Here is a 25,803-nt window from a genome sequence, read left to right on the forward strand (position 1 = left end):
TTCATAAGGGGATAGGGGGGGGGTTTTGCAACACTACCCCCATAACGCTTTTTAAAGGTTATCGCTCAAAATCTAGCCCACCTTAACGCAAAATCGCGCATTCATGATCTTGAATCTCTTCGGCTGAAGCACGATTTAAAGTCAATGGGTTAAATTGTGTCGCTAGCAAAACAAAGGAGTTATCGCTTTGTTGCACCACCGCCAAGCCATAGTCTCCCATGCGTTTATGCGCATTAGGCGCTTCTTTATTAAGCATGACAAACGGGCTTTTTTGCGCTAATTCGCTCTCTGTTACCCGACGCGCCAAATATTTATGCCCGTTCAAGCCACCTGATAATGGCGACCAGCGACTGTTGATTTTTTTTAGATTATTGTCTAGTTGTTTGCGCGCATCAAGGCTAATGCAAGAGATATGGATATGAAAATGGTTTTGCGATCGCCCTTTGCTAGAGTTAATCGTCAAAGAAATCGCGCTATCAGGAATGGGTTTGCCGTATTTTTTACTCATAAAATCGCGCGCTTGCCAGGATAAATAAAAAAAGTTAGGCGTAGAGGGATCAAGTAGCAAAGGGCTTTCAATACCGCTAATGTGAGTTGTTGGCATCAACAAATATTGCAACGGGCCGTTAATATCTTTTAAAACTACATAGCCGGCATCGGGTTTGACTTCTATGCATGGCGAAGGATTTTGATTTTTCTCATAATTGGGCAAACATTTCTCAAAAACAATCTTACGCAACACATTCGGATCTTTAGCGTTTAAACTCATAACAGCGATAGCTACCACCGCTAAAAAAAGAAAACCCACTTTTTTCATCTTTTTTGCTCCTTGTTTTTAATGAGAGTTTTTACAAACCCTCTTGTTATTTTTCTACAATAGTGGTTAAAATCTTTAATCATTATAATTATTTTAATGAATTTTAACTTATTAGTAACATTTAGTAACCTATTTTTAAAAAGAGATTTTTTGAATGATAACTAGAAAAAAATTAAATTGATAACATTAAAAAAGCTAAAAGAATTTTTTAAAAAATTAAATAGCTTGCACTAAGCAGGCGATAATTTTTCGTCATGCGATCTTATTGGGTTGATACTTATCAAAATAAAGCGTTTTATAACCTTGATTTAGGTAATATCATCACACTAATACCACAATAAGGACGATTATCATGCAAGATTTACCCCCATGCCCTAAATGCAACGACGCCTATACCTACCATGATGGCACGCAGTTCGTTTGCTCTAGCTGTTTGTATGAATGGAATGGAAATGAAGTTAGTAATAAAGAATTAATCGTTAAAGATTGCCACAATAATCTTTTACAAAATGGGGACTCGGTCATTCTCATTAAGGATTTAAAGGTTAAAGGCTCATCTTTAGTGCTTAAAAAAGGCACTAAAATCAAAAACATCAAACTTGTCAATAGCGATCACAATGTGGATTGTAAAATAGAAGGGCAGAGCCTGTCTTTAAAATCTGAATTCCTCAAAAAAGCTTAGCAAAATACAAAAGCTTAAGAAAAGCTTAGTGGCTTTTTAGGCTTGTAAAAATCATTTTTTAGAAAAAATCAACTTATCCAACTTGAAAAAAATCACCGCTCCAATGGTTTGCCCTAAGAAAAGATTGAGCCACAACGGAAAATTGAAATAATAAAAAACCTCCATAAAAGGCAACATGACTAACGCGCTCAACATCCATCTAAGCCAATAAATCCCAAAAAGCTTGGATTTATACTCTCCGCCAAGTTTCTTAAAAAATTCTCGCATAAGACAACCCTTTCAAATCCTTTTTGCAAACCCTCCTAAAAAGGAAAGCTCACCATTAAGGAAGATTCCTAAATCCCATGCCTTTAGACAGCGCTATAGGTTACTCTTTTTTCAAATAACTTGCTCTCATAGTTATTCAAATCCCTACCATCTACAAGGGCAAAGGCATCGCCAAAAGTCGCCAACAATGCAGTATCTAATTGCATGTCTTTATGGCGGTTCAGCGGGATAAAGACTTCCTTGTGATTATTTTGAAAATCAAACGCTAGAAATGAATCTTTCAAATACACTTCCACTCTAGGAGCGTTTTTCACCACGCTGTTTTGACCCAGTTTCAAGCCTTGCACTTCAGCGCTTTTAATCCCGCACGCATGGCATAAGGACACAAACATGCTCTCTTTTGAAATGGTTGCAAACCAAGGCAAACTCTCGCGTTTAGGCAAATTTTCTTTACCCTCTAAAGCCTTCTGTCTCTTAGGCATCTCATGCTTGATAAACGCATAAAAATTGCGAACGCTTTCTTTAGGGGTTGTTCCCTTGAGCTGGTTGGCAATATTAGCCACGCTCGCATCGTCTCTTTCATAACGCCCCATTGCTACAAAATCGCTCGTTTCAAACAAACGCTCATTCAATTGATAGCTAGCGATCTCATACGACAAATGGACTCGTTTTTTTTGAACGCTTTTTAAAAATTCCACTTGCAAATAAGGTACTCCAAAATTGAGCATGCTTTCATAGCTAGCATGATTGCCTTGTAAATTCACATTGCTCGCTGCAACGCTCGGCATGGGAATGAAAAGTGAAGTGTGTTCTGCAGAATCAAAATCAATGCTGTACTCAGCTTCTATTTTATATTTTGCAACACTCCCTTTGCTTTCTTCTGCCTGTAAAATCTGTGCTCCTAAAACAGCACCTGTAGCGCCTAAAGCAGTCGTTTTAATAAAATCCCTTCGTTTCATAACTATAACTCTTTATTGTAATTTTTAAATTCGTTGAATGAATGAAAAAATAGGACACACCACCAAAGGATTGATAAGTATCCAAAAACCTAAATTTTGAAAGACAAAGCGTTCCTAAAAAATAAGAACGCTTAAAGAAAAGGGTTACTTTTTCTTTTTTGTGTGGTGCATGTCTTTTCCATGCATGTCTTTCATCATTTTTTGGTGTTTTTCAAGAGCTTTTTTAACTCCCTCAGCGTATTTGGGGTCAGCTTTCTTGAAATGCTCCAATTGTTTATCCACAATTTCCTTATGGGTAACATGAGCTAAAGACTCTCCAATAGTGTCATGCAACCTTTCTTTTTCATCAGCTGGCAATGAGCGGTAGTAATCACCTGGTTGGGTGTAGTAATCGCTATCCTCAGCTCTGTAATCCCAATTCCACACTTCAAACTCTTTCTCAATATGAGCTAAGTTGAACTTAGGATCCCTTGCGCTCTTATCTTCTTTATAGCCAGGCAATGAGCTAGGCGTATAGTTTTGTAAAGAGCCGTAGTATCCGTTTTGCATGTAACCATCTCTGCTAGAAGAGTGGAACGGGCACCTTGGTTTATTGACCGGTATCTGAGGATAATTAACCCCTAAGCGGTAGCGGTGTGTGTCCCCATAAGAGAACAAGCGAGCTTGTAACATCCTATCAGGGCTATAGCCAATTCCAGGAACGACATTAGCCGGAGTGAATGCCGCTTGCTCCACTTCTGCGAAATAGTTTTCAGGATTTTTATTCAACTCTACAATGCCCACTTCCATCAATGGATAATCTTTGAGATACCAAATTTTAGTCACATCAAACGGATGGAATCGATACTTTTTAGCATCTTCTTCTGGCATCACTTGAATGCTTAATTTCCATTTTGGGAAATCCCCTCTAGCGATCGCATTGAATAAATCCCTTTGATTGGAATCAGGATCATGCTTTCTGATTTCTGCAGCTTCTTCATTAGTCAAGTGCTTAACGCCTTGCATGGTTTCAAAGTGGAATTTCACCCAAAAGCGTTCGCCTTTTGCGTTGATAAGGCTGAAAGTGTGGCTGCCAAAACCATCCATGTGGCGGAAAGATTTAGGAATACCTCTATCGCTCATAACCCATGTTACTTGATACAAACTTTCAGGAACATTACTCCAAAAATCCCATACCATATCAGGATTAGGCAAATTGGTTTGAGGATCTCGTTTTTGAGTGTGGATGAAATCAGGGAATTTGATTCCGTCACGGATAAAGAAAACAGGCGTGTTGTTCCCTACTAAATCCCAGTTACCTTCTTCAGTGTAATACTTCATCGCAAAACCTCTAGGGTCTCTCACCGCATCCGCACTGCCTTTTTCCCCTGCCACAGTAGAAAATCTGAAAAAGCATTCTGTTTTTTTGCCCACTTTAGAGAAAATTTTCGCTTTAGTGTATTTAGTGATGTCTTTAGTCACGGTGAAAGTGCCATAAGCTCCGCTTCCTTTAGCATGCACTACCCTTTCAGGGATCCTTTCTCTGTCAAACGCCGCTAACTTTTCCAAAAACCAAGTGCTTTGTAATAAAACAGGACCTCTAGGACCAGCCGTAATCACATTGTTGTCATCCCAAACGGGAGCGCCAAAAGCAGTGGTTTGTTTCACATCCTTATTAACCATGATTCTTTCCTTTATTTGGTTTTAAATCTTCGTAATCTAGTACTAAACCGATTACTTGTGGTGATTATTACATAATTTGTTATACAAAGACTAACAAGATTCAATTTCCTTAAAAAATCCTTTTTTTAAGAATAAAAAACCCCCTTAAGTATTTCTATTTGTAACAATTAATGAAAATAAGAAAGATTAAAAACAAAATTTTATTTTTAATCTGGTTTTAATAATAATTATCATACTATTATATCTCAATGCATTGATGGATTTTGTTTTTTTTTTTTTTGATTTTTATTTTTTAAATTTTCAGATTAAGGAGAGTTGTTTGATGTTTTTAAGATCATACCCAAAGCTTAAATACGCTTTATGTTTCCCCCTACTCGCTGATACTTGCTATAGCGAAGAGCGCACTTTAAATAAGGTTACCACCCAAGCCAAAAGGATTTTCACTTACAACAATGAGTTTAAAGTAACCTCTAAGGAATTGGATCAACGCCAAAGCAATGAAGTCAAAGACTTGTTTAGGACTAATCCTGATGTGAATGTGGGCGGAGGGAGCGTGATGGGGCAGAAAATCTATGTGAGAGGCGTTGAAGACAGGCTTTTAAGGGTTACGGTGGATGGGGCTGCACAAAATGGCAATATCTACCACCACCAAGGCAACACCGTGATTGACCCTGGCATGCTCAAAAGCGTGGAAGTTACTAAAGGCGCGGCGAATGCGAGTGCGGGGCCAGGAGCGATTGCGGGAGTGATTAAAATGGAGACTAAAGGAGCGGCTGATTTTATCCCTAGGGGGAAAAATTATGCTGCCAGTGGGGCGGTGAGTTTTTATACCAATTTTGGCGATCGAGAGACTTTTAGATCGGCCTACCAAAGCGCGCACTTTGATATTATCGCTTACTACACGCACCAAAACATCTTCTATTATAGAAGCGGCACTACAGCGATGAAAAACCTTTTCAAACCCACACAAGCCGATAAAGAGCCAGGAACTCCTAGCGAGCAAAACAACGCTTTGATTAAAATGAATGGTTATTTGAGCGACAGAGACACGCTCACTTTCAGCTGGAACATGACACGAGATAACGCCACACGCCCTTTAAGGAGTAACGCTATAGGGTTAGCCTATCCTTGTGAAGCCCCCTTTAGCCCTGATGGCGCTCAAGGGTGTCCTAATGTGTTAGATAGTTTCACAAGATACATGTATCACTCTATTAATAGCGCTAACAATCTTTCCTTACAATACAAAAGGGAAGCGGGAAATTCTTTTGGCGACCCACGATTAGATTTTACCCTTTATACAAGCATCAGGAACGCTCAGTTTGATCCCCTATTTGATCCTAATGGCGTTTATGCTAAATTCCCCACTTCTTTAGCGAGCGAATGGGAAAAAGAAAATTACCCATGCGTTGAAGGCGGGTATTGCACCCCAAGCTTTTCTGATGTGGATAAACCAAGCTCACAGCCTAGGAATCTGTTTTTAAACAACACCGGATTAAACCTTAAAGTCGCACATGTGATTGATGAAGCCACAGACAGCCTTTTTGAATACGGATTCAACTACCAAAATTTAAGCGTTTTTGACGCTCGCATCCCTAAATCAGAATTATACAGGCCTAATCAAGTTTATACTGATGATAAAGGGCAAAAACAAATCGCTTGCAGCCTTGTGGATAATAACCCCAATGACCCTACTTTGTGCCAAAGAGGGAAAGCGAATGGGAATATTTATGGAGGCTATGTGCAAGCGAATTACTCGCCTCATAAAATCATCACTTTTGGAGCTGGGGTAAGGTGGGATGCATACACGCTTTATGATAAAGACTGGAACCACCGCTACACTCAAGGCTTTAGCCCTAGCGCGGCTCTTGTGATCAGCCCCATTGAGCCTTTATCGTTAAAAATCACTTATTCTCAAGTTACAAGGGGGGTGATGCCAGGAGATGGCGTGTACATGCGCCAAAACGACTTGCGATACGCCAAAAACATCAAGCCTGAAGTGGGATCTAACGCTGAATTTAATATTGATTATTCAAGCCAGTATTTTAGCGGGAGGGCTGCGGCGTTCTATCAAGCTTTGGATAATTTCATCTCACAATACGCACAAAATTTGATCGTAACCAATTTAAATCAAGCGATTCGCATTTATGGCTATGAAGTGGGTGGGACTTTTAGATACAAGGGCGTGAGCTTGAACGTGGGGATCTCGCGCACTTGGCCCACCACTAGGGGGTATTTAATGGCGGACAGCTATGAGCTTGCCGCAAGCACCGGTAATGTTTTTATCATTAAATTGGATTACACCATTCCCAAAACAGGGATTAATCTTGCTTGGCTTAGCCGTTTTGTTACCGGTTTAGATTATTGCGGGTTTGATATTTACTTGCCTGATTATGGGACGGCTGAAAAACCCAAAACCCCTACCGATTTAGCCAAATGCGGATCTAAATTAGGGTTGGTGCATATGCATAAACCGGGCTATGGCGTGAGTAATTTTTATATCAATTGGAGTCCTAAAACCAAAAGCCGCTGGAAAGGTTTGTTGCTTTCAGCCGTGTTTAATAACGTTTTCAACAAATTCTATGTGGATCAAACAAGCCCCTATGTCATGAGCCCGGATATGCCAGGCACTGACGCTATTAAAAGAGCGATCGCAGAGCCTGGTTTTAACGCGCGTTTTGAAGTGGCTTACAAATGGTAGTTAGCGGGGCTTTAAGCGTTGCGCATGCGTGATAGCAACGGCTATCGCATCGCTAATATCCAAAGGCTTGATTTCGCTTGTGATGTTAAGCAAGCGTTTGACCATAAAGGCCACTTGCTCTTTAGCGGCTTTCCCGTTACCGGTAAGGGCTTTTTTGACTTGTAAGGGCGTGTATTCGCTAAAATTACCGATCCTTTCTAAAATCTTTAAAGACAACGCCCCCCTGAATTGCGCGAGTTTGATCACGCTTTTTGGGTTATACCCAAAGAAAATATCTTCAATCGCCACTTCATGGACTTCGTAACGATCCAATAAGCAATCTAAGGCTTCTATCAAGTCTAAGATTTGTTCTTGCAAGCGTGTCGTGGTGATATTAATGAACCCGGCCGTGATTAAAGAAAGCTTGTTGGAAGCGTGAGAAATGATAGCATACCCGCATTTCCTACTGCCTGGGTCTATTCCTAAAATACGCATCAATCATTCCTATTATTTAATTGCAAGGTTTAAAAAACGCTATTATTATATCCATGTTTCTTGTTGGCGTAAAATACAAGATTGCATTAAGAATTTTTAAAAAATTTAGCGTATAAATAAGGGAGCAATAAATGAAAGCAAACACAATCATACTGGTGGATTGGGAGAATTTCAGGCGCGATATTAAACAAACAAAATGCGTTAATTACAATATCGCTTTAGATGTGATCGTTACTATCAGAGCTTTTTTACTAGATGATGAATGGATCAGTCGCATTTATTTTTATACCACCCCGCCCTTTGATTTTGAACATGCGTTGTGGGATAAAAGGAACGACACCCTCCAAAATGAAAAAAATCCGGGAACAGAAATGAAAATCTTCACCAGCAGCGACATTGAAGAAATCTTACAAAGCAGTGAAGCGACTAAATGGGAGAAGATTTATAGCGATGTGGAAAATTTCCAACACGATCTGGCTTCATTGGATCAAGTGGAATTGAGGTTAGGGAGGACTAAGTTAAACGCAATAAGAGTGGAGTTTGATGGGAGTTATAGGGCGTTATTGGAACAAAAGCAGGTGGATATGCTCATGGGTCTTGACATTCAAAGAATAGCCTTTAAAAAAATAGCCGATAGGATTTTGATATTTTCAAAAGATACGGATCTAATCCCTGCGCTCAAATTAGCCAGAGATGAGGGGTTAAGAGTGGATATTGCCGATCTGTCTAACAGGCTGTCTCTTCTTAGCCAGGATTTGAAATACAATTCTGATAAAGTGAGGAAATTGAGCAGTAACGAAGTCAAAGACAAGCTGTTTTCCATCAGAGAAAATCTCACTAAAACCAATTGGGCTTTAAACTAAACCATAAAAAGGCTTATTTCATTTTTATAGAGTTTAAAAAATCATTTTTTAAAAGCTCCAATAAGAATTATTGGTGTTTAATTAGGACAAAGCCAAAATTTTTAAAGGGGTTTTTAGGCTTATTTTTCTCATACTCACTGGGTAAGCTCGGGTAGTTCGTTACTTCTTGCTTATTCTTTTGTGGTAGGATTGGGGTTATCAAGGTTTAGGGGATTAGTATCTTTCCCCTTGTAATTTGGTGCTAAAGGCGACTCAATTAGCCCATTCCTTGTTTTATCTGCTTTAAACTTCGTATAACCCACTCGCTCTTTAATCATTCGGCCTTATCCATTATCGTTCTCGCTTTTTCTAGGATTTGGTTACAGCTTTCGCTCGTTTTCATTTCTTAACTCCCTTGACTTGTTAAAGTTTTTGTTTTATAGCTTCAATGGTAGCCCACTCATTGCTTTTTAGCATTTTTAGCTATCCTGCGGAATGAAAGAGTGGATAATGTCCGCCTTGTCAATCTCTGCTTTAACATCATTTTTTGTTTTCATTCATTCTCCTTGCACTCTCAAAGATTTAAGCCGTTGTTTTGCTTTATTGTGGTTTTTGTGGTAGCATTCCTGCAGACATCGCTATAGGAACTCAACCTATGGTTGCCCCTTAGAGGGTTTGGTGTCTTATAACGCTTTTCGTATTATCCTTAAAACTTTAATTTATATATCGTTTTTAAAACTAATCCATTTTCACTCCTTGACTTGTTAGTGGTTTTTATATAAGATTTTCTGTAGCACCACCATGGGAACTCGACCTATGGCTGGACCTTTGCTTTAGCATTGGGTTCGGTGCTTGAAAACTTCTTATAAGCGTTGTTATCCTTATAATCTCCGTTACTCTTGAATATTGTTTTTAAAACTAATCCACTGTTTCTATTGTTTAATGTTTTTGTGGTAATATTACCAAGGCATGGGTTAGAGAATGATTTTCTAACTCATACTAAAAACACTTTAAGTGTGCCAATAGACCCTGACACATAAGACGAAAGGGCTTGTGTATAATCAAGGTGAGGCTTTTTAACCCTTTTCATTTCTCACTCTTTGTGTTTAATTTTTTATGTTAGAGTCTCAACGCATTAGCTTTATCAAATATGTCTAGCGCTCAGCTCATAACTGATGGTCAATTGCTATTCTGAGATTTTGCTAATGTTTTTTTATAGATTAAACTATCCTTATAATTTTCTCTTGCTTTATACATTGTTTTTAGCATTAGCTCATGCTTTTATGCTTGCATTTGTGTTAAGGGGCTTAAATTTTTAGCTTCTGGTGTGATTTCGTTTAAATTTTCTTGTTGTTTTAATAAAATCTCTTGACTCGTTAAATCTTTTTGAGTAGGATTATTTTCAATAGAGTTTAAGGGTAGAGTCTCACTCTTTGTCATTAGTGGGGATGTATATAAACTTTCACTATTCTCTAACCTTTTTTCATAACCTGTTATCACCCAATGATTAGGTAATTTTTCTCCTTTCCAATTATCCTTTAAACCTACTCTTATATTTTCGTATTCAATAGCTACTCTGCCGTTTTGTTCAACCTTAACGCCTTTGTCAATCACTTCTGGTATGGTTTTAATCACGCTTATGGCGTAATCTTTGGCTTCTGTTTCATTCGCTCCCTACTTTATCTTATTAGGCTATTCTATTATGCACGCTAAACCAAAAACCTTTTTTTAAGAGCGCAGTTGTTGTAAGGCTTCTTTAATCGCTGCTTCTATGCTGAGATTGGGTTTTAGGGTTTTTAAGACTTGGTTGATTTCAGCGCTTTTAAAGCCCAAACTCTCTAAAGCTAAAAAGACTTCGTTGCGTGCGGGTCTGTTTTCATCTTGAATGAAAAAGCCAATCAAATCCACCATGATCTTATCGGCGAGCTTTTTGCCAATGCCTGGGACTTGCTGGAGTCTTTTGACTTCTTTAGTAGCGATAATGTTTTCAAATTCGTTCGGTGAAAAGCTTGACAGAATGGCTAAAGCGATACGCCCCCCTACCCCATTGATTTTTAAAAGCCTTTCAAAGAGGATTTTTTCGCTCTCTTCTAAAAACCCGTATAAAAGATGCGCGTCTTCTTTGATCACTTGTAAGATTTTCAAACGCGCTTTTTGGCCCGCTTGAAGTAAAGCGGCCGTTCGCATAGAAACCTGCACCCCATAAACAACCCCTTGCACTTCTATATGCGCTTCTAAAGCGGAGATTTTTTCCACAACCCCTATCAAACCCACTATCATTTTATCCCTTTTTTTATTTTTTGCTCTAGCCTTTTATAGCACTTTTAGGGACTTTTTTGATTTTATGGTCTTCATAGATCACGTTCACGCTTTCATTATGGCTTAACATGGCACTCAAGTTGCTCACTTTAGGGTAATTGCGATGATAAATCACGATATTTTCTTGCTTGAAAGGGTTTTTAGTCGTAATGCTTGCATGCTGGAAGCTGTTTTCTATGCTGATGAGTTTAGCGTAACATTCGTTATTGATTTTTTGCAATTCTAACATTTGAGCTTTTAAGATTTTCAAACGCTTTAGAGCAAACATAAACTCGCTATAAGCGTCTTTCACGCTTTCTTGTTGCATTAAAGAGCGTTTGATTTCTTCTGTAGCGTTTTTAAGCTTTTCCATAATCGTTTGATGGTTTTTGACCAAGTGGTTTAAGGACTGGTGCTGAGCGATGATTTTTTTGGATTTTAACCCTAACGCATTGAGTTTTTGTTTAGCGATCTTCAATTCTTCTTGGTTTTCTCGCCCCCCAAAAGCGTAAAAAATAAAGCGGTTGCCATTGCCATCCACCTCATCAATCCAACATTGCTTGGAAAAATACAGCTTGTTGTCGCTTTTGAGCTTTTCTAAAGCGATTTCTTTCGCATAGACCACGCTCCCCGCGCTCGCTTCCACTTTAACGCTATTGGCATACACTTTAGCGCGCTCTAAATACTTGCACTCAAACTCTTTAGCGTAGCACACGCCCTTATGGTTAGTGATACGCGCTTGATTGGCATAGACATAGCTTTCAGGGTGGATTTGCCCCTCTATAGTGATTTCTTTAGCCACTAAGATCACATTCTTGCCCACATTGCCCTTAATGTTAATCGCGCTCGCTTCTAAAATGAGGTTAGAATCGATCGCATCGCTCAATTCGTCTTTAGCTTGAATTTCTAAAGCTAACCCGCTCTCCACTCCCCCTAAAAGATTAGGCGTTTCAATGGATTTGATCCCGTTTTTAAAGATAAAATTTTGCTTAGAAACCAAACGCCCTTTTTCCATTTTAACCCCTTGTAAGGCTTTGGAGTAATACACTAAGGCGTTATTTTCTTCTCTTTCTTCAAAAGCGTTTTTGTCATGCCCTATGGGGGTGGGCGAATGAGCGACTTTAGGCAATTCAATATAAAGGCCTTTAAGGTTACGGCCGTCTCTGCCTTGTTTGGGGTAACTCACGCAAGCGACTTTTTGGTTTTCTTTAGCGATATAGTAATTTTCTTTAACAAAAGATTCTTCTTGATCGCTTAAAGGAATGGTATGGGTTGGAAGGTATTCTTCTTCTAGTAAAAAATGCGATTTTTCTTCTGTATTAGGGATAAAGGTTAAAGAAGCGTATAAAATAAAGCGCTTGTTTTGGGCTTCTTTTTGATATTTTCTCAATTCTGTTTTTAAATTTTCATACATTTGTGAAAAATGCCTAAACACCACGCCTTCAAAAGCCAAACGCTCTTTAATATACGCAAACATTTCTTGGTAATGCTCTTCAGTGTCTAGGACAATAAAACACTCGTCTAAAACGATTTCTATTTTGCTTAAATCTTCATCCACTTGCACTTCAAAAAAGCGTTTGTAAGCGTTTGATTTGATTTTAATGTCATGGGTTTGATAAAGGGTTAGCTCTTTTTTTTCATAGTATTCCTCTTCTTCTAATTGCTGCAATTCCCCACCAAAAGCCTCGCTAAAATCGTCTTTAGCGCTGTTTTTGATAAAAATAGAAGTTTTTAAAATCTCAAACCACAGATCTTCTGTTTGTAATTTATTTTCAGCGGCCGCTTTTTTTAATTCTTTTTGAATGTCTTTGCACCGCTCAACTTTTATAGGGGCAAAACGCTCCAAGCTCATTTTTTAATCCTTAAATGGTATTATAAAGATTTAGAAAAAGAAATATGCTAACAAAAAAACACTGAAAATTAGGTAATAACTGCGACTGACATGCTAAAAAAAATATTTTTAACCAACAGTTTAGGGATTTTATGCTCTAGGATTTTTGGCTTTTTACGGGATTTGATGATGGCTAATATCCTAGGGGCTGGGGTGTATAGCGATATTTTCTTTGTAGCTTTCAAATTGCCTAATCTATTCAGGCGTATTTTTGCGGAGGGCTCTTTTTCTCAAAGCTTTTTACCGAGCTTCATACGAAGTTCCATTAAGGGGAGTTTTGCGGGTTTGGTGGGGCTTATTTTTTGCGGCGTTTTATTCATGTGGTGCTTATTAGTAACACTCAATCCCTTATGGCTAACCAAACTCCTAGCTTACGGCTTTGATGAAGAAACGCTCAAATTATGCGCCCCCATTGTAGCGATCAATTTTTGGTATCTTTTATTGGTGTTTATTACCACTTTTTTAGGCACGCTTTTACAATACAAACACAGCTTTTTTGCCAGCGCTTATAGCGCAAGCTTACTCAATGTATGCATGATTTTAGCCCTTTTCATTTCCAAAGAAAAAACGCATTTAGAAGCGTTGTATTATTTGAGCTATGGCGTACTTTTAGGGGGCGTGGCTCAAATTTTATTACACTTTTATCCTTTAATGGAATTAGGCTTATGGGATTTATTATCTAAAGGGCTGTTGGGTTTTAAGACTAAAAACGCGCTCAAAAAAGAATATCGTTTGAATAGGGCTAAAAAGGATCTAAAAGCGTTTTTCAAGCAGTTTTTCCCTAGCGTTTTAGGCAATTCTAGCGCTCAGATCGCCTCTTTTTTAGACACCACGATCGCCTCTTTTTTAGCGAGCGGGAGCGTGTCTTATTTGTATTACGCTAATAGAGTCTTCCAGCTCCCTTTAGCTTTATTTGCCATAGCCATATCCACAGCCCTTTTCCCCAGCATTGCGATCGCGCTTAAAAACAACGAGCAGGATTTAGTCTTACAACGCTTGCAAAAGGCGTGGTTTTTCTTGGTGGGCGTTTTGCTCTTTTGCAGCATTGGGGGGATCATGCTAAGTCAAGAAATCACCGAGCTTTTATTTGAAAGGGGGCAGTTTAGCCCTAAAGACACCTTAATCACTTCGCAAGTCTTTTCGCTCTATCTTTTGGGCTTGCTCCCTTTTGGGCTAACTAAACTCTTTTCTTTGTGGCTTTATGCGAAATTAGAGCAAAAAAAAGCGGCTAAAATCTCTTTAATTTCGCTTTTTTTAGGTTTGGTGGCTTCTTTGAGCTTAATGCCCTTGTTAGGGGTTTTGGGTTTGGCTTTAGCGAATAGTTTGAGCGGGCTGTTTTTATTTGTTTTAACGATAAAAGCGTTTGGCTTTCAATTATTCTTGGGTATAATTAAAAATTTAAAATCATGGCTTGTAATCCTTTTCCTCGCTTGCGTGGAAATCTTATTACTCTTAGCGTTCAAATCGTGGGTTACACATTTATATTTATTTTATTATTTTCAAGGTTTTTAAATGTTTATTTATGATACCAAATTAAAACAAAAAGTCCCTTTTGAGCCTTTAGTTGAAAAAAAGGCGAATATTTATGTGTGCGGGCCTACGGTGTATGATGACGCTCATTTAGGGCATGCTAGGAGCGCGATTGCTTTTGATTTGTTAAGGCGCACGCTTGAATTGAGCGGCTATGAAGTGGTGCTAGTAAGGAATTTCACAGATATTGACGATAAAATCATCAACAAAGCCCTAAAAGAAAGCAAAAGCATTCAAGAATTAAGCAGCATTTACATTGAATCTTACACGAGGGATTTAAACGCTTTGAACGTGAAACAACCCAGCCTAGAGCCTAAAGCGAGCGAGTATTTAGACGCTATGGTGCGCATGATTGAAACGCTTTTAGAAAAAAATTTCGCCTATCAAGTCTCTAATGGGGATATTTATTTAGACACGAGCAAGGATAAAGATTACGGTTCTTTGAGCATGCATAATAGCAGCGTGGAATTTAGCCGTATCGGTTTGGTGCAAGAAAAACGATTGGAGCAAGATTTTGTGTTGTGGAAAAGCTATAAGGGGGATAATGATGTGGGCTTTGATAGCCCTTTAGGCAAAGGGCGCCCTGGCTGGCACATAGAATGCTCTAGCATGGTTTTTGAAACTTTAGCGCTCGCCAACTCCCCTTATCAAATTGACATCCATGCAGGCGGAACGGATTTGTTATTCCCCCACCATGAAAATGAAGCGTGCCAAACCCGTTGCGCCTTTGGCGTGGAGATCGCTAAATACTGGATGCACAATGGCTTTGTGAATATCAATAATGAAAAAATGTCTAAAAGTTTAGGGAATAGCTTTTTTATTAAAGACGCCTTGAAAAACTATGATGGCGAGATTTTACGCAATTACTTGCTAGGGGTGCATTATCGCTCTGTTTTGAATTTCAATGAAGAAGACTTGTTAGTGAGTAAAAAACGCTTGGATAAAATCTATCGCCTAAAACAGCGCGTTTTAGGGACTCTTGGAGGAATAAATCCAAATTTTAAAAAAGAAATTTTAGAGTGCATGCAAGATGATTTGAACGTTTCTAAAGCGTTGAGCGTTTTAGAAAGCATGCTTTCTTCTACGAATGAAAAACTGGATCAAAACCCTAAAAACAAGGCTTTGAAAGGCGAAATTTTAGCGAATTTGAAATTCATAGAAGAACTGCTTGGCATCGGGTTTAAAGACCCTAGCGCGTATTTCCAGTTAGGCGTGAGCGAGAGCGAAAAACAAGAAATTGAAAACAAGATAGAAGAAAGAAAACGCGCCAAAGAACAAAAAGATTTTTTAAAAGCCGATAGCATCAGAGAAGAGCTTTTACAACAAAAAATCGCTTTGATGGACACCCCACAAGGCACGATTTGGGAGAAGCTTTTTTAAGCTTTTCAAATTTTACCTATTTACACATTCTAACCACAAATTCTAGCAATATTGCTTTTTAATCTTGTTAAGTTTTATGTTTATTTACCTTAATTTGATAAAAGTTTAATATTGGTTGTAGATACTGCATATTTATAACCTTAATCGTAAATGCAACAGAAATTTTCTAGTCTAAAGTCGCACCCTTTGTGCAAAAATCGTTTTACAAAAAGAAAGGAAGAAAATGGAAATACAACAAACACACCGCAAAATCAATCGCCCTTTAGTTTCTCTTGTTTTAGCAGGAGCGTTGATTAGCTCCATACCGCAAGAGAGTCATGCCGCCTTTTTCACGACCGTGATCATTCCAGCCATTGTTGGGGGTATCGCCACAGGCACCGCTGTAGGAACGGTCTCAGGGCTTCTTGGCTGGGGGCTAAAACAAGCCGAAGAAGCCAATAAAACCCCAGATAAACCCGATAAAGTTTGGCGCATTCAAGCAGGAAAAGGCTTTAATGAATTCCCTAACAAGGAATACGACTTATACCAATCCCTTTTATCCAGTAAGATTGATGGAGGTTGGGACTGGGGGAACGCCGCTAGGCATTATTGGGTCAAAGGCGGGCAACAGAACAAGCTTGAAGTGGATATGAAAGACGCTGTAGGGACTTATAAACTATCAGGGCTTAGAAACTTTACTGGTGGGGATTTAGATGTGAATATGCAAAAAGCCACTTTACGCTTGGGCCAATTCAATGGCAATTCTTTCACAAGCTATAAGGATAGCGCTGATCGCACCACGAGAGTGGATTTCAACGCTAAAAATATCTCAATTGATAATTTTGTAGAAATCAACAATCGTGTGGGTTCTGGAGCCGGGAGGAAAGCCAGCTCTACGGTTTTGACTTTGCAAGCTTCAGAAGGGATCACTAGCAGTAAAAATGCGGAAATTTCTCTTTATGATGGCGCCACGCTCAATTTGGCTTCAAACAGCGTTAAATTAAATGGTAATGTGTGGATGGGCCGTTTGCAATATGTGGGAGCGTATTTGGCCCCTTCATACAGCACGATCAACACTTCAAAAGTAACAGGGGAAGTGGATTTTAACCACCTCACTGTGGGCGATAAAAACGCCGCTCAAGCAGGCATTATCGCTAGCAATAAGACTCATATTGGCACACTGGATTTGTGGCAAAGCGCGGGGCTAAACATTATCGCCCCTCCAGAAGGCGGTTATAAGGATAAACCTAAGGATAAACCTAGTAACACCACGCAAAATAATGCTAACAACAACCAACAAAACAGCGCTCAAAACAATAGTAACACTCAGGTCATTAACCCACCCAATAGCGCGCAAAAAACAGAAATTCAACCCACGCAAGTCATTGATGGGCCCTTTGCGGGTGGCAAAGACACGGTTGTCAATATTGATCGCATCAACACTAAAGCCGATGGCACGATTAAAGTGGGAGGGTTTAAAGCTTCTCTTACCACGAATGCGGCTCATTTGAATATCGGGAAAGGCGGTGTCAATCTATCCAATCAAGCGAGCGGGCGCACCCTTTTAGTGGAAAATCTAACCGGGAATATCACCGTTAATGGGCCTTTAAGAGTGAATAATCAAGTGGGTGGCTATGCTTTGGCAGGATCAAGCGCGAATTTTGAGTTTAAGGCTGGTGTGGATACTAAAAACGGCACAGCCACTTTCAATAACGATATTAGTTTGGGAAGATTTGTGAATTTAAAGGTGGATGCTCATACAGCTAATTTTAAAGGTATTGATACGGGTAATGGTGGTTTCAACACTTTAGATTTTAGTGGTGTTACAGACAAAGTCAATATCAACAAGCTCATTACAGCTTCCACTAATGTAGCCGTTAAAAACTTCAACATTAATGAATTGATTGTTAAAACCAATGGTGTGAGTGTGGGGGAATACACTCATTTTAGCGAAGATATAGGCAGTCAATCGCGCATCAATACCGTGCGTTTGGAAACTGGCACTAGGTCAATCTTTTCTGGGGGTGTCAAATTTAAAAGTGGCGAAAAATTGGTTATAGATGAGTTTTACTATAGCCCTTGGAATTATTTTGACGCTAGGAATGTTAAAAATGTTGAAATCACCAGAAAATTCGCTTCTTCAACCCCAGAAAACCCTTGGGGCACATCAAAACTTATGTTTAATAACCTAACCCTGGGTCAAAATGCGGTCATGGACTATAGTCAATTTTCAAATTTAACCATTCAGGGGGATTTTATCAACAATCAAGGCACTATCAACTATCTGGTCCGAGGCGGGAAAGTGGCAACCTTAAGCGTAGGCAATGCAGCAGCTATGATGTTTAATAATGATATAGACAGCGCGACCGGATTTTACAAACCGCTCATCAAGATTAACAGCGCTCAAGATCTCATTAAAAATACAGAGCATGTTTTATTGAAAGCGAAAATCATTGGTTATGGTAATGTTTCTACAGGTACCAATGGCATTAGTAATGTTAATCTAGAAGAGCAATTCAAAGAGCGCCTAGCCCTTTATAACAATAATAACCGCATGGATACTTGTGTGGTGCGAAATACTGATGACATTAAAGCATGCGGTATGGCTATCGGCAATCAAAACATGGTGAACAACCCTGACAATTACAAGTATCTTATCGGTAAGGCATGGAAAAATATAGGCATCAGTAAAACGGCTAACGGCTCTAAAATTTCGGTGTATTATTTAGGCAATTCTACGCCTACTGAGAATGGTGGCAATACCACCAACTTACCCACAAACACCACCAATAATGCGCGTTCTGCTAACTACGCCCTCGTAAAGAACGCTCCTTTCGCTCACAGCGCCACTCCTAATTTAGTCGCTATCAATCAGCATGATTTTGGCACTATTGAGAGCGTGTTTGAATTGGCTAACCGCTCTAAAGATATTGACACGCTTTATACTCATTCAGGTGCACAAGGCAGGGATCTCTTGCAAACCTTATTGATTGATAGCCATGATGCGGGTTATGCCAGACAAATGATTGATAACACAAGCACCGGTGAAATCACCAAGCAATTGAATGCGGCCACTGACGCTTTAAACAACGTAGCCAGTTTAGAGCATAAACAAAGCGGCTTACAAACTTTGAGCTTGAGCAATGCGATGATTTTAAATTCTCGTTTAGTCAATCTCTCCAGGAAGCACACTAACAATATTATTAACTCGTTCGCTCAACGCTTACAAGCTTTAAAAGGCCAAAGATTCGCTTCTTTAGAGAGCGCAGCAGAAGTGTTGTATCAATTTGCCCCTAAATATGAAAAACCCACCAATGTTTGGGCTAACGCTATTGGGGGAGCGAGCTTGAATAATGGCTCTAACGCTTCATTGTATGGCACAAGCGCCGGCGTAGACGCTTTCCTTAACGGGAATGTGGAAGCCATTGTGGGCGGCTTTGGAAGCTATGGTTATAGCTCTTTTAGCAATCAAGCGAACTCTCTTAACTCTGGGGCCAATAACGCTAATTTTGGTGTGTATAGCCGTATTTTTGCCAACCAGCATGAATTTGACTTTGAAGCTCAAGGGGCGCTAGGGAGCGATCAATCAAGCTTGAATTTCAAAAGCGCTCTATTACAAGATTTGAATCAAAGCTATAATTACTTAGCCTATAGCGCCACAACAAGAGCGAGCTATGGTTATGACTTCGCGTTTTTTAGGAACGCTTTAGTGTTAAAACCAAGCGTGGGCGTGAGCTACAACCATTTAGGCTCAACCAACTTTAAAAGCAACAGCCAATCACAAGTGGCTTTAAAAAATGGCGCGAGCAGTCAGCATTTATTCAACGCTAGTGCTAATGTGGAAGCGCGTTATTATTATGGGGACACTTCATACTTCTATATGAATGCTGGAGTTTTACAAGAATTCGCTTCAGTTGGCTCTAATAACGCCGCATCTTTAAACACCTTTAGAATCAGTGCCGCTCGCAACCCTTTAAACACTCATGCCAGAGTGATGATGGGTGGGGAATTGCGATTAGCTAAAGAAGTGTTTTTGAATTTGGGCGTGGTTTATTTGCACAATTTGATTTCCAATATAGGCCATTTCGCTTCCAATTTAGGAATGAGGTATAGTTTCTAATACCGATCTAAAACCCATGCTTTGGCATGGGGTGTGATGGGTTTAAAAAGTATAATTGGGGGGAGCGTATTAGCAAACCAACCCCGAATAAGGGGTTAGCCTTCAAATAAATTCTGCTTAACGCAAACAAAAAGACTCTAGCTTTTTAAAAATCTTAAACAAAACATATTGTATAAGAAATTTTTTATTCAGTCTGGTGTTTAAAAATTCAAAAAAACTCTTTTTGTTGTGGTTATTGAGTTCAGTAAAAGTTTCAATTTTACCCACTAAGTTCTCAAAAACTAAAGAGTCAAAAGAAGTTTTAAAAGCTACTTGGTGCCATTCTTTAGAATACGGGTAGCCAAAATGCTTCCAAGGCTTTTCATCAGCATAAAAATGCAACATGCAAGCATCAGATTCTTTAGGTATCATCCTTGTCCCAACCATGCGTGGATGGACATTATACTTGCAAGGCATTTCTAAAATACGCCCTTGACAAACAAGCACGAATAAATCTTGTTCTGGCAACAACAGCCCTTCATCTCTTGTTTTAAAAAAATCAATCAGCTTTTCTTCCAAATGACTCTCCCTCCACAGCGCCAAATTGACCAGCATAAAACCTGCATTAAAAGGGTTTTCATATAGAATTCCCACTTCTTGAAAGCTCAGGCTTTTATGATTGAGTTTGACACCCATTCCCTTAGACCAATTAAGGCGAGATGAAAACAAATCATTAGCGCTATGAATGTTAATCAATGAGAGGTCTTCTTTGGTCGCTCCAAAATACGCTCCATCCATAGGGGTAAAAAAGCCCTCACTAATATCGCCCACGAACAAGGTATCCACATCAAACATGATTATTTTTTCGTATTGAGGGAAAATACTCGCCAGCAACAAACGGCATAAAATCATTTTAGAAAAACGCTTTTTAGCGAAAGGATTGAGTCTTAAGAAAAGTTGAGAAACCAATTTAAAAGGGTAAGCGTCATTCTTTGAAATATCGCAAAATTCAATACCAGAAAACGCGCTAAAGGGGGCTATAGTCCGCTTTAATTTTTCTGCATTTTCAGCGCTCAAACTATCCACTAAACAATGGATTTGATAAAAGAGTTTTACCTCATCTCTTTCTCGCTTCGCGTTAAGAAGCATGGAGTATAAACTCACACCCGCAGGGATGCAATAATTATCGTCAAAAGCGACTACTATAGGGATAGTTTGAAATGAGAGGGGGGGGTAACAGATGCGCTAATTTTCATATAAACTCCTTGAAAATAAAAATAAACGAAACATTATAACTCAAAATCCCCTATTTTCAACCCCTACAACGCATACACCACAAGCTTATCATCATGCCAGATCGCTTCTAAGGGCGTGTCATAGAGCGCGCTTAAATTGTGTGAAGTCATAGCGATTGGCGTGGAAGCTTGCAAAAAAAGTTTTTTATCTTTGAGCATGACCACATGCGTGGAGTGTCTGGCAACCAAATTGGGATCATGGATATTGACTAAAACGCTCAATTCTCGTTTTTTCATCTCATCTTTAATCGCATCAAAAAAAAGGGCTTGGTTTTTTAAATCTAACGCGCTCGTAGGCTCATCCAGTAACAATAAGGGCGTTCTTTGCAATAAACTTCTGGCTAAAAGCACCATTTGCCTTTGACCCCCGGACAAATCGTTAATGCCTTGATCTTTTAAGGACTCTAAATCCAAGCGCTCTAAAACGCTAGTGGCTTCTTTAATGTGCTTAGCTTTAGGCATAGCGAACAGATTCAAATGCGTCGCTTTCCCCATTAAGACAAAATCCAACACGCTGAAATTAAACGCATAATATTCCACTTGGGGGATATAAGCGATCAATTTGGCTTTTTCATAAGGCTTTAGGGGTAAAATATCTTTGTTACACGCTTTAATTTCGGTTTCTTCTAAAGGCTTTAAAAGCCCTAAAAGGCATTTTAAAAGCGTGGTTTTACCCGAGTCATTAGGCGCTAAAATGCTGGTGATGCTGTTTTTTGGCACGCTAAAACTCAACTTATCTAAAATGAGTTTTTGAGAATATTTAAAGGACAGGTTTTTAACTTCTAAGACCATCACACCCCCCTAGTCCTGAATAAAAGCCACAAGAAGAAAGGCGCTCCTAAGACGCTTGTCGCAATGCCTACCGGTAAATCATAGGGGGTAATGGTTTTAGCCACCACATCCGCTAAAAGCAAGAAAAACGCCCCCATTAACAAAGAACTTAAAAGCAGTTTTTGTAAATTCGCCCCAAAAAACAACCTCGCCACATGCGGAATGACTAACCCAATCCAGCCAATCGTGCCGGACACGCTCACCGCTAAAGCGCTCGCAACGCTCACGCACACCAAACAAAGCGATCTTAATAGCACCGGGTTAATCCCCAAGCTCAAACTTTGCGCATCGCTCAAGCTCAATAAATTAATGCGCCACCTTAACAAAAAAAGCGGGATAAAGCCTAAAGATAGCCCTATGAAAGCGATCAAACAATCCTTATAACTGCTCAAAGACAAGCTCCCTAAAAGCCACACGACAATCGCTTGCGCTTTTTGGGGGATCACAAAGAATTTGATCGCTCCAGCTAGTGCGCTTAAAAACGCGCTCAAAACCACCCCTGAAAGCACCAACGAAAGGACGGAATTGCCTAAAACCCTATTCATCGCCAAAACAGCAAGGCTGGCCAAAATCGCCCCAAAAAACGCCAAAATCGCAATATTAGACTCCACTACCGCTATCGCCATCGCCACGCCTAGCATCGCCCCGCTAGAAATCCCTAGCAAAAAGGGATCGACTAAGGGGTTTCTAAAAATCGTTTGCATCACCACCCCACTCCCGGACAAACTCGCCCCCACTAAGAGCGCTAAAATCACTCGTGGTAATCGTATTTCTAAAATAATAACACTTAAAGAGCTCAGTTCTTCATTGTGCAAAAAGTGGTTTTTCACATTAAGGCACACTTCTTGCCATTCTTCAAAGCTCAAGGACTCCCCCCCAAACAACAGCACCACCACCGCTAAAATCACGCAAGCTAAGGCAATATGATAGGTTTTAAGCATCACGCTTCCTTTTAAGAACAATTAATCTGAACAAAGAATCATACCAGCTACTGGGGAGGATTTGATACAACGCTAGTAACAATTGGGTTTTTAAGCCGATCAAATAACGGGCCTTGATTTTTTGACTCATGCTAAGAAAAACGATTTTTTGCGCCACTTCTTTAGCGTTCAAGGCTTTTTGATACACGCCAGAATAAAAGCTTTTAGCCGCATTCACTTCCAAAGCATAAACGCTATCTTTTCGCTCATCGTTTTCAAAAGCGGTTTTTTCCCAATTGCTTTTCACCGGGCCTGGCTCAATCAAACACACTTGAACGTTAAAGGGTTTAAGCTCTAAACGCAAGGCATCGCTATAAGCCTCTAAAGCATGCTTACTCGCGCTGTAATGGCCTAAAAAGAGCATGCTCACACGCCCTGCTATGGAAGAAAGATTGAAAATCTTAGAATAAGGCTTGTTTTTTAATAAGGGCAAACAAAGTTGCACCACTTCACAAAGGGCGAAAAAATTCACGCTAAATTGCTTTTTAACCTCTTCAATGGGCGTGTCTTCCACGCTCCCAAACACCCCATAACCGGCGGAATTGATCAAAACATCGCAATGATCTTCTTTAGCGCTGATGTTTAAAAACACTTCCTTTAAAGCGTTAGAATCGCTCACATCAATATCAACGCACTCGCACAACGCATGGTTTAACGCTACGCACAAAGTCGCGCGCCTAGAGAGTGCATAGACCTTATAGCCTTGATCTAACAGCATTAACGCACACTCTAACCCAATCCCAGAACTCGCCCCAGTGATAACCGCCACCTTTTGGCTTTCTTTTTTCTCTCCAACGCCCATTATCTAACGCTAACCCTCTTATTATTTTTATAATTCCTCTAATATTCACTTAATATTACTTAATTTTTACTAATATATAGTTCTTGGAATGTTTTTTACAAAAGACATTTTTAACACCAATTTTAATTAAGGAGAAGCAATGCCTCAAATACAATCATCGCATTCTAGCCATTTTGATTTCACTATAGACACAGCGGATCGCACTAAATTATTGATGAGCTATTTAGTCGTGCCTACAACCGCTAATTTCAACAATGTCATGCATGGGGGGGAATTATTGAATTTATTGGATAAAGTCGCTTATGTGTGTTCGACTCGTTATTGCGCTAAAGGAACGGTCACTTTAAGCGTGGATGGGGTTACTTTTAAATACCCCATTCCTGTAGGGAATTTGCTCACTTTTTTAGCCAGCATCAATTATGTGGGCAACACTTCGTGCGAAGTGGGAATTAAGGTTTTGAGCGAAGACATTAAAACTCGTGAAATCACGCACACCAATTCATGCTATTTCACGATGGTGGCTGTGGAAAATGGCAAACCCACCCCCATGCCCAAATACGAGCCTAAAACAGAGGTTGAAATCCGCCGCTATGAAGGGGCTTTGAAGCGTAAAGAAATGCGTACACGAGGGTATTTAAAAAGCGGGAAACACGAGGGTGTTTAAAAAGCAAAAAAGCGTGAGCGGTGTTTCAACCCTAAATTTATCCCTAAAAGGGGGGTAGTTGGTTTGAGCGGTTGGTTTAAGCGTTATAAGAGGTTTGGGTGGATTAAAACAGCTCGCTATGACTGCCTAAGCCTGACTAAGGTCAAAACATTATCTTTCACTCTATACACAAGCAAAACATCAGGCTTAATGTGGCACTCTCTACAGCCTTTGTATGTTCCACTTAAAGCGTGGTCTTTAAATCTTTTGTCCAATGGAATTTGATTCTTAAACTTTCAACCACTAAGTCAAAAACTTCTAACTCAATTTTTTGATTTAAAATATGCTTTTTTAAATCCTTAGTGAATTTCTTTTTTAACTCAATCTCTAGCATTCAAGCCCCTAAGAGTTAAGAGCGAATTGCCAAATTTCACTAGCATTTTTAGGCTTAAAGTTTTCGGTCGTATTAGGATTATCAATATCTAATAAATCTTTTTTTAGCTCATCATTAGGAATATATTTATTAGCTAAATTCTCATCTTTCTTAGCTTGAGAATATCGCTTTTTAATCTCTTTCATTTGTGTTTTAATTTCTAAAACTTTACTTTGATATTTAGCTAATTGTTTTTCTAATTTGCCAAGCTCTTTATAAAAATTAGCCCCCATTTCTACATTTTTTAACATCTTATCTCCTTAACTCAATCAATCATAACAACCCCATTATATCTAAATTACATTTCTAATTTTTTTGTTATTGATCTTTTAGATAAACGCTCCCTTGAGTGTTTTCAAACCCCAATGGTTCTAATTCTTGCCTTAAACCATCATAGGCTTGTAAGGTTCTTTTGTATTCTTTTTAAAACCTCAATCTTTAAATCAAACGCTATAACATGCCTTTTCAAACCTCTACTATTTGATTTTTTTAGCTCGTTTGTAAGCTCATCTAAACCCTCCATTTTAATAAGTTCAACCCCATTTAACGCCTCCCTCAAGTTCTAACTGATTGATCAAGTTAAATTGTAGAGGTCATTAGACCCCACTAACACGCCCAAGCTATCCTTTAGCGAACCATTCAACCAACAACAATTCCAAGATAACAAGCTAGCCCCGGCAAGCACGATAGGGATAACGACCAACTACGGCAAGCTAAACTATATTAAAGTAGGGTTAAATCAAAACTTTAACGCTAATGTAGGCACTAATCAAGACTCCCCCTTTTTAACAAGTTTTTTAAAATCTTTTTTGTAAAGGGCATGGTGCTTAATTTTCAGCATTCACTTCCTTTTTGATTTCATTGGCCCATGCAGAAAAGTCTTCAATAGTTTCTAAGTTTTCGCCATTTAACGCTTCTCTCATGGCTTGTTGCGTTTCAAGGTTTGGGATCTTGCGCCCCAAACAACAACCTCTTTTATCATCAAAAGCTTGGCTGATTTTTTGCTCTAATTGATTGATGAGATTAAAAAGCTGTCTTTGGCTGTATTTTGTGTAATCTTTGTTGGTGGTGTTTGGCATATTCATCCCTTTTATTAAATTAAGATAAGTTCATTATGTCTAAAAAACTCTTTAATCTTATTAAAAGTATTTAAAAAGTTATTTTTTGTAAATTTTCCCATCGTGTTTAAAACGCCAACGAGATTTTTACTGGAGTAAACACTACTCCGCTATCCCTTAGAG

General features: G+C 39.2%; 19 protein-coding genes and 4 pseudogenes. 7 read left to right on the top strand and 16 right to left on the bottom strand.

What is annotated here, in order from left to right; translation table 11 throughout:
* Nucleotides 1-82 precede the first annotated feature (82 nt).
* Nucleotides 83-900 (bottom strand): annotated as a pseudogene (gene cdh / locus H7O61_RS04035) (CDP-diacylglycerol diphosphatase).
* Between the two features lie 269 nt (nt 901-1,169).
* On the opposite strand from cdh, the gene H7O61_RS04040 reads away from it, so the two are divergent.
* Nucleotides 1,170-1,499: a zinc ribbon domain-containing protein YjdM gene (locus H7O61_RS04040; protein WP_187875216.1), complete on the top strand. Its 330-nt coding sequence runs from the start codon at nt 1,170-1,172 to the stop codon at nt 1,497-1,499.
* Between the two features lie 51 nt (nt 1,500-1,550).
* Here H7O61_RS04040 and H7O61_RS04045 read toward each other — a convergent pair whose 3' ends face one another.
* From H7O61_RS04045 to H7O61_RS04055, 3 genes are all read right to left on the bottom strand, one after another.
* On the bottom strand, nt 1,551-1,766 hold the full coding sequence (locus tag H7O61_RS04045) for a hypothetical protein (protein ID WP_079353398.1): 216 nt from the start codon (nt 1,764-1,766) through the stop codon (nt 1,551-1,553).
* 83 nt (nt 1,767-1,849) lie between these two features.
* The gene (locus tag H7O61_RS04050) at nt 1,850-2,725 is read right to left on the bottom strand and encodes a twin-arginine translocation signal domain-containing protein (protein WP_187875217.1); all 876 of its coding nucleotides are present in this window, start codon (nt 2,723-2,725) and stop codon (nt 1,850-1,852) included.
* A 144-nt stretch (nt 2,726-2,869) separates the two neighbouring features.
* The gene (locus H7O61_RS04055; protein WP_187875218.1) at nt 2,870-4,387 is read right to left on the bottom strand and encodes a catalase; all 1,518 of its coding nucleotides are present in this window, start codon (nt 4,385-4,387) and stop codon (nt 2,870-2,872) included.
* A gap of 322 nt (nt 4,388-4,709) precedes the next feature.
* On the opposite strand from H7O61_RS04055, the gene H7O61_RS04060 reads away from it, so the two are divergent.
* Nucleotides 4,710-7,085: a TonB-dependent receptor gene (locus tag H7O61_RS04060; protein ID WP_187875219.1), complete on the top strand. Its 2,376-nt coding sequence runs from the start codon at nt 4,710-4,712 to the stop codon at nt 7,083-7,085.
* Here the strand turns inward: H7O61_RS04060 and ruvC are convergent, their stop codons facing one another.
* Entirely contained in the window at nt 7,086-7,559 is a 474-nt protein-coding gene (gene ruvC / locus H7O61_RS04065; protein ID WP_001221141.1) for a crossover junction endodeoxyribonuclease RuvC, read from the bottom strand.
* 131 nt (nt 7,560-7,690) lie between these two features.
* On the opposite strand from ruvC, the gene H7O61_RS04070 reads away from it, so the two are divergent.
* Entirely contained in the window at nt 7,691-8,422 is a 732-nt protein-coding gene (locus H7O61_RS04070) for an NYN domain-containing protein (RefSeq protein WP_000646774.1), read from the top strand.
* An 877-nt stretch (nt 8,423-9,299) separates the two neighbouring features.
* Here H7O61_RS04070 and H7O61_RS08050 read toward each other — a convergent pair.
* From H7O61_RS08050 to H7O61_RS04085, 4 genes and pseudogenes are all read right to left on the bottom strand, one after another.
* Nucleotides 9,300-9,491 (bottom strand): annotated as a pseudogene (locus tag H7O61_RS08050) (hypothetical protein); the annotation flags it as partial.
* Between the two features lie 191 nt (nt 9,492-9,682).
* A complete protein-coding gene (locus H7O61_RS04075; protein ID WP_197298339.1) occupies nt 9,683-10,015 on the bottom strand; it encodes a DUF3519 domain-containing protein in 333 nt (110 codons plus the stop codon).
* A gap of 114 nt (nt 10,016-10,129) precedes the next feature.
* Nucleotides 10,130-10,681, bottom strand: coding sequence for a Holliday junction branch migration protein RuvA (ruvA, locus tag H7O61_RS04080; RefSeq protein WP_079297767.1), 552 nt, complete (start codon nt 10,679-10,681; stop codon nt 10,130-10,132).
* A 25-nt stretch (nt 10,682-10,706) separates the two neighbouring features.
* Nucleotides 10,707-12,551, bottom strand: coding sequence for a FapA family protein (locus H7O61_RS04085; protein ID WP_187875221.1), 1,845 nt, complete (start codon nt 12,549-12,551; stop codon nt 10,707-10,709).
* Nucleotides 12,552-12,641: 90 nt separating this feature from the next.
* Between H7O61_RS04085 and murJ the strand changes: the two genes are divergently transcribed.
* From murJ to vacA, 3 genes are all read left to right on the top strand, one after another.
* Nucleotides 12,642-14,102: a murein biosynthesis integral membrane protein MurJ gene (gene murJ / locus H7O61_RS04090; RefSeq protein ID WP_187875222.1), complete on the top strand. Its 1,461-nt coding sequence runs from the start codon at nt 12,642-12,644 to the stop codon at nt 14,100-14,102.
* Nucleotides 14,103-15,500, top strand: a complete 1,398-nt coding sequence (cysS, locus tag H7O61_RS04095; protein ID WP_187875223.1) for a cysteine--tRNA ligase — start codon at nt 14,103-14,105, stop codon at nt 15,498-15,500. It begins immediately after the preceding gene.
* A gap of 223 nt (nt 15,501-15,723) precedes the next feature.
* Entirely contained in the window at nt 15,724-19,599 is a 3,876-nt protein-coding gene (vacA, locus tag H7O61_RS04100) for an autotransporter vacuolating cytotoxin VacA (protein WP_187875224.1), read from the top strand.
* Between the two features lie 117 nt (nt 19,600-19,716).
* Here vacA and H7O61_RS04105 read toward each other — a convergent pair.
* The 4 genes and pseudogenes from H7O61_RS04105 to H7O61_RS04120 all read right to left on the bottom strand — a co-directional run bounded on the left by H7O61_RS04105 (nt 19,717) and on the right by H7O61_RS04120 (nt 23,486).
* Nucleotides 19,717-20,834 (bottom strand): annotated as a pseudogene (locus H7O61_RS04105) (glycosyltransferase family 8 protein).
* A gap of 63 nt (nt 20,835-20,897) precedes the next feature.
* Entirely contained in the window at nt 20,898-21,665 is a 768-nt protein-coding gene (locus H7O61_RS04110; protein ID WP_187875225.1) for an ABC transporter ATP-binding protein, read from the bottom strand.
* Nucleotides 21,665-22,645: a FecCD family ABC transporter permease gene (locus H7O61_RS04115; RefSeq protein WP_000921450.1), complete on the bottom strand. Its 981-nt coding sequence runs from the start codon at nt 22,643-22,645 to the stop codon at nt 21,665-21,667. Before H7O61_RS04115 ends, H7O61_RS04110 begins: the two co-directional genes overlap by 1 nt.
* Nucleotides 22,638-23,486, bottom strand: coding sequence for an SDR family oxidoreductase (locus H7O61_RS04120; protein WP_187875226.1), 849 nt, complete (start codon nt 23,484-23,486; stop codon nt 22,638-22,640). The genes H7O61_RS04115 and H7O61_RS04120 overlap by 8 nt, the downstream gene beginning before the upstream one ends.
* Before the next feature lie 139 nt (nt 23,487-23,625).
* Here H7O61_RS04120 and H7O61_RS04125 point away from each other — a divergent pair, with 139 nt between their 5' ends.
* A complete protein-coding gene (locus H7O61_RS04125; RefSeq protein ID WP_001135623.1) occupies nt 23,626-24,150 on the top strand; it encodes an acyl-CoA thioesterase in 525 nt (174 codons plus the stop codon).
* Between the two features lie 116 nt (nt 24,151-24,266).
* On the opposite strand, the pseudogene H7O61_RS04130 reads toward H7O61_RS04125, so the two are convergent.
* The 3 genes and pseudogenes from H7O61_RS04130 to H7O61_RS04140 all read right to left on the bottom strand — a co-directional run bounded on the left by H7O61_RS04130 (nt 24,267) and on the right by H7O61_RS04140 (nt 25,641).
* Nucleotides 24,267-24,523 (bottom strand): annotated as a pseudogene (locus H7O61_RS04130) (type II toxin-antitoxin system YafQ family toxin).
* An 8-nt stretch (nt 24,524-24,531) separates the two neighbouring features.
* A complete protein-coding gene (locus tag H7O61_RS04135; RefSeq protein WP_000917069.1) occupies nt 24,532-24,813 on the bottom strand; it encodes a jhp0828 family protein in 282 nt (93 codons plus the stop codon).
* Between the two features lie 576 nt (nt 24,814-25,389).
* A complete protein-coding gene (locus H7O61_RS04140) occupies nt 25,390-25,641 on the bottom strand; it encodes a hypothetical protein (RefSeq protein WP_187875227.1) in 252 nt (83 codons plus the stop codon).
* Between the last annotated feature and the right edge of the window lie 162 nt (nt 25,642-25,803).

The sequence above is a fragment of the Helicobacter pylori genome, from assembly GCF_014496965.1.
GTDB classification, from domain to species: domain Bacteria; phylum Campylobacterota; class Campylobacteria; order Campylobacterales; family Helicobacteraceae; genus Helicobacter; species Helicobacter pylori_CZ.

Coding starts and splice junctions, on each gene's coding strand:
- H7O61_RS04135 (WP_000917069.1), bottom strand. CDS start 24,813: ATGTTAAAAAATGTAGAAATGGGGGCTAATTTTTATAAAGAGCTTGGC.
- cysS (WP_187875223.1), top strand. CDS start 14,103: ATGTTTATTTATGATACCAAATTAAAACAAAAAGTCCCTTTTGAGCCT.
- murJ (WP_187875222.1), top strand. CDS start 12,642: ATGCTAAAAAAAATATTTTTAACCAACAGTTTAGGGATTTTATGCTCT.
- H7O61_RS04045 (WP_079353398.1), bottom strand. CDS start 1,766: ATGCGAGAATTTTTTAAGAAACTTGGCGGAGAGTATAAATCCAAGCTT.
- H7O61_RS04110 (WP_187875225.1), bottom strand. CDS start 21,665: ATGGTCTTAGAAGTTAAAAACCTGTCCTTTAAATATTCTCAAAAACTC.
- H7O61_RS04140 (WP_187875227.1), bottom strand. CDS start 25,641: ATGCCAAACACCACCAACAAAGATTACACAAAATACAGCCAAAGACAG.
- H7O61_RS04125 (WP_001135623.1), top strand. CDS start 23,626: ATGCCTCAAATACAATCATCGCATTCTAGCCATTTTGATTTCACTATA.
- H7O61_RS04115 (WP_000921450.1), bottom strand. CDS start 22,645: ATGCTTAAAACCTATCATATTGCCTTAGCTTGCGTGATTTTAGCGGTG.
- H7O61_RS04120 (WP_187875226.1), bottom strand. CDS start 23,486: ATGGGCGTTGGAGAGAAAAAAGAAAGCCAAAAGGTGGCGGTTATCACT.
- H7O61_RS04085 (WP_187875221.1), bottom strand. CDS start 12,551: ATGAGCTTGGAGCGTTTTGCCCCTATAAAAGTTGAGCGGTGCAAAGAC.
- H7O61_RS04070 (WP_000646774.1), top strand. CDS start 7,691: ATGAAAGCAAACACAATCATACTGGTGGATTGGGAGAATTTCAGGCGC.
- vacA (WP_187875224.1), top strand. CDS start 15,724: ATGGAAATACAACAAACACACCGCAAAATCAATCGCCCTTTAGTTTCT.
- H7O61_RS04055 (WP_187875218.1), bottom strand. CDS start 4,387: ATGGTTAATAAGGATGTGAAACAAACCACTGCTTTTGGCGCTCCCGTT.
- ruvA (WP_079297767.1), bottom strand. CDS start 10,681: ATGATAGTGGGTTTGATAGGGGTTGTGGAAAAAATCTCCGCTTTAGAA.
- H7O61_RS04040 (WP_187875216.1), top strand. CDS start 1,170: ATGCAAGATTTACCCCCATGCCCTAAATGCAACGACGCCTATACCTAC.
- ruvC (WP_001221141.1), bottom strand. CDS start 7,559: ATGCGTATTTTAGGAATAGACCCAGGCAGTAGGAAATGCGGGTATGCT.
- H7O61_RS04050 (WP_187875217.1), bottom strand. CDS start 2,725: ATGAAACGAAGGGATTTTATTAAAACGACTGCTTTAGGCGCTACAGGT.
- H7O61_RS04060 (WP_187875219.1), top strand. CDS start 4,710: ATGTTTTTAAGATCATACCCAAAGCTTAAATACGCTTTATGTTTCCCC.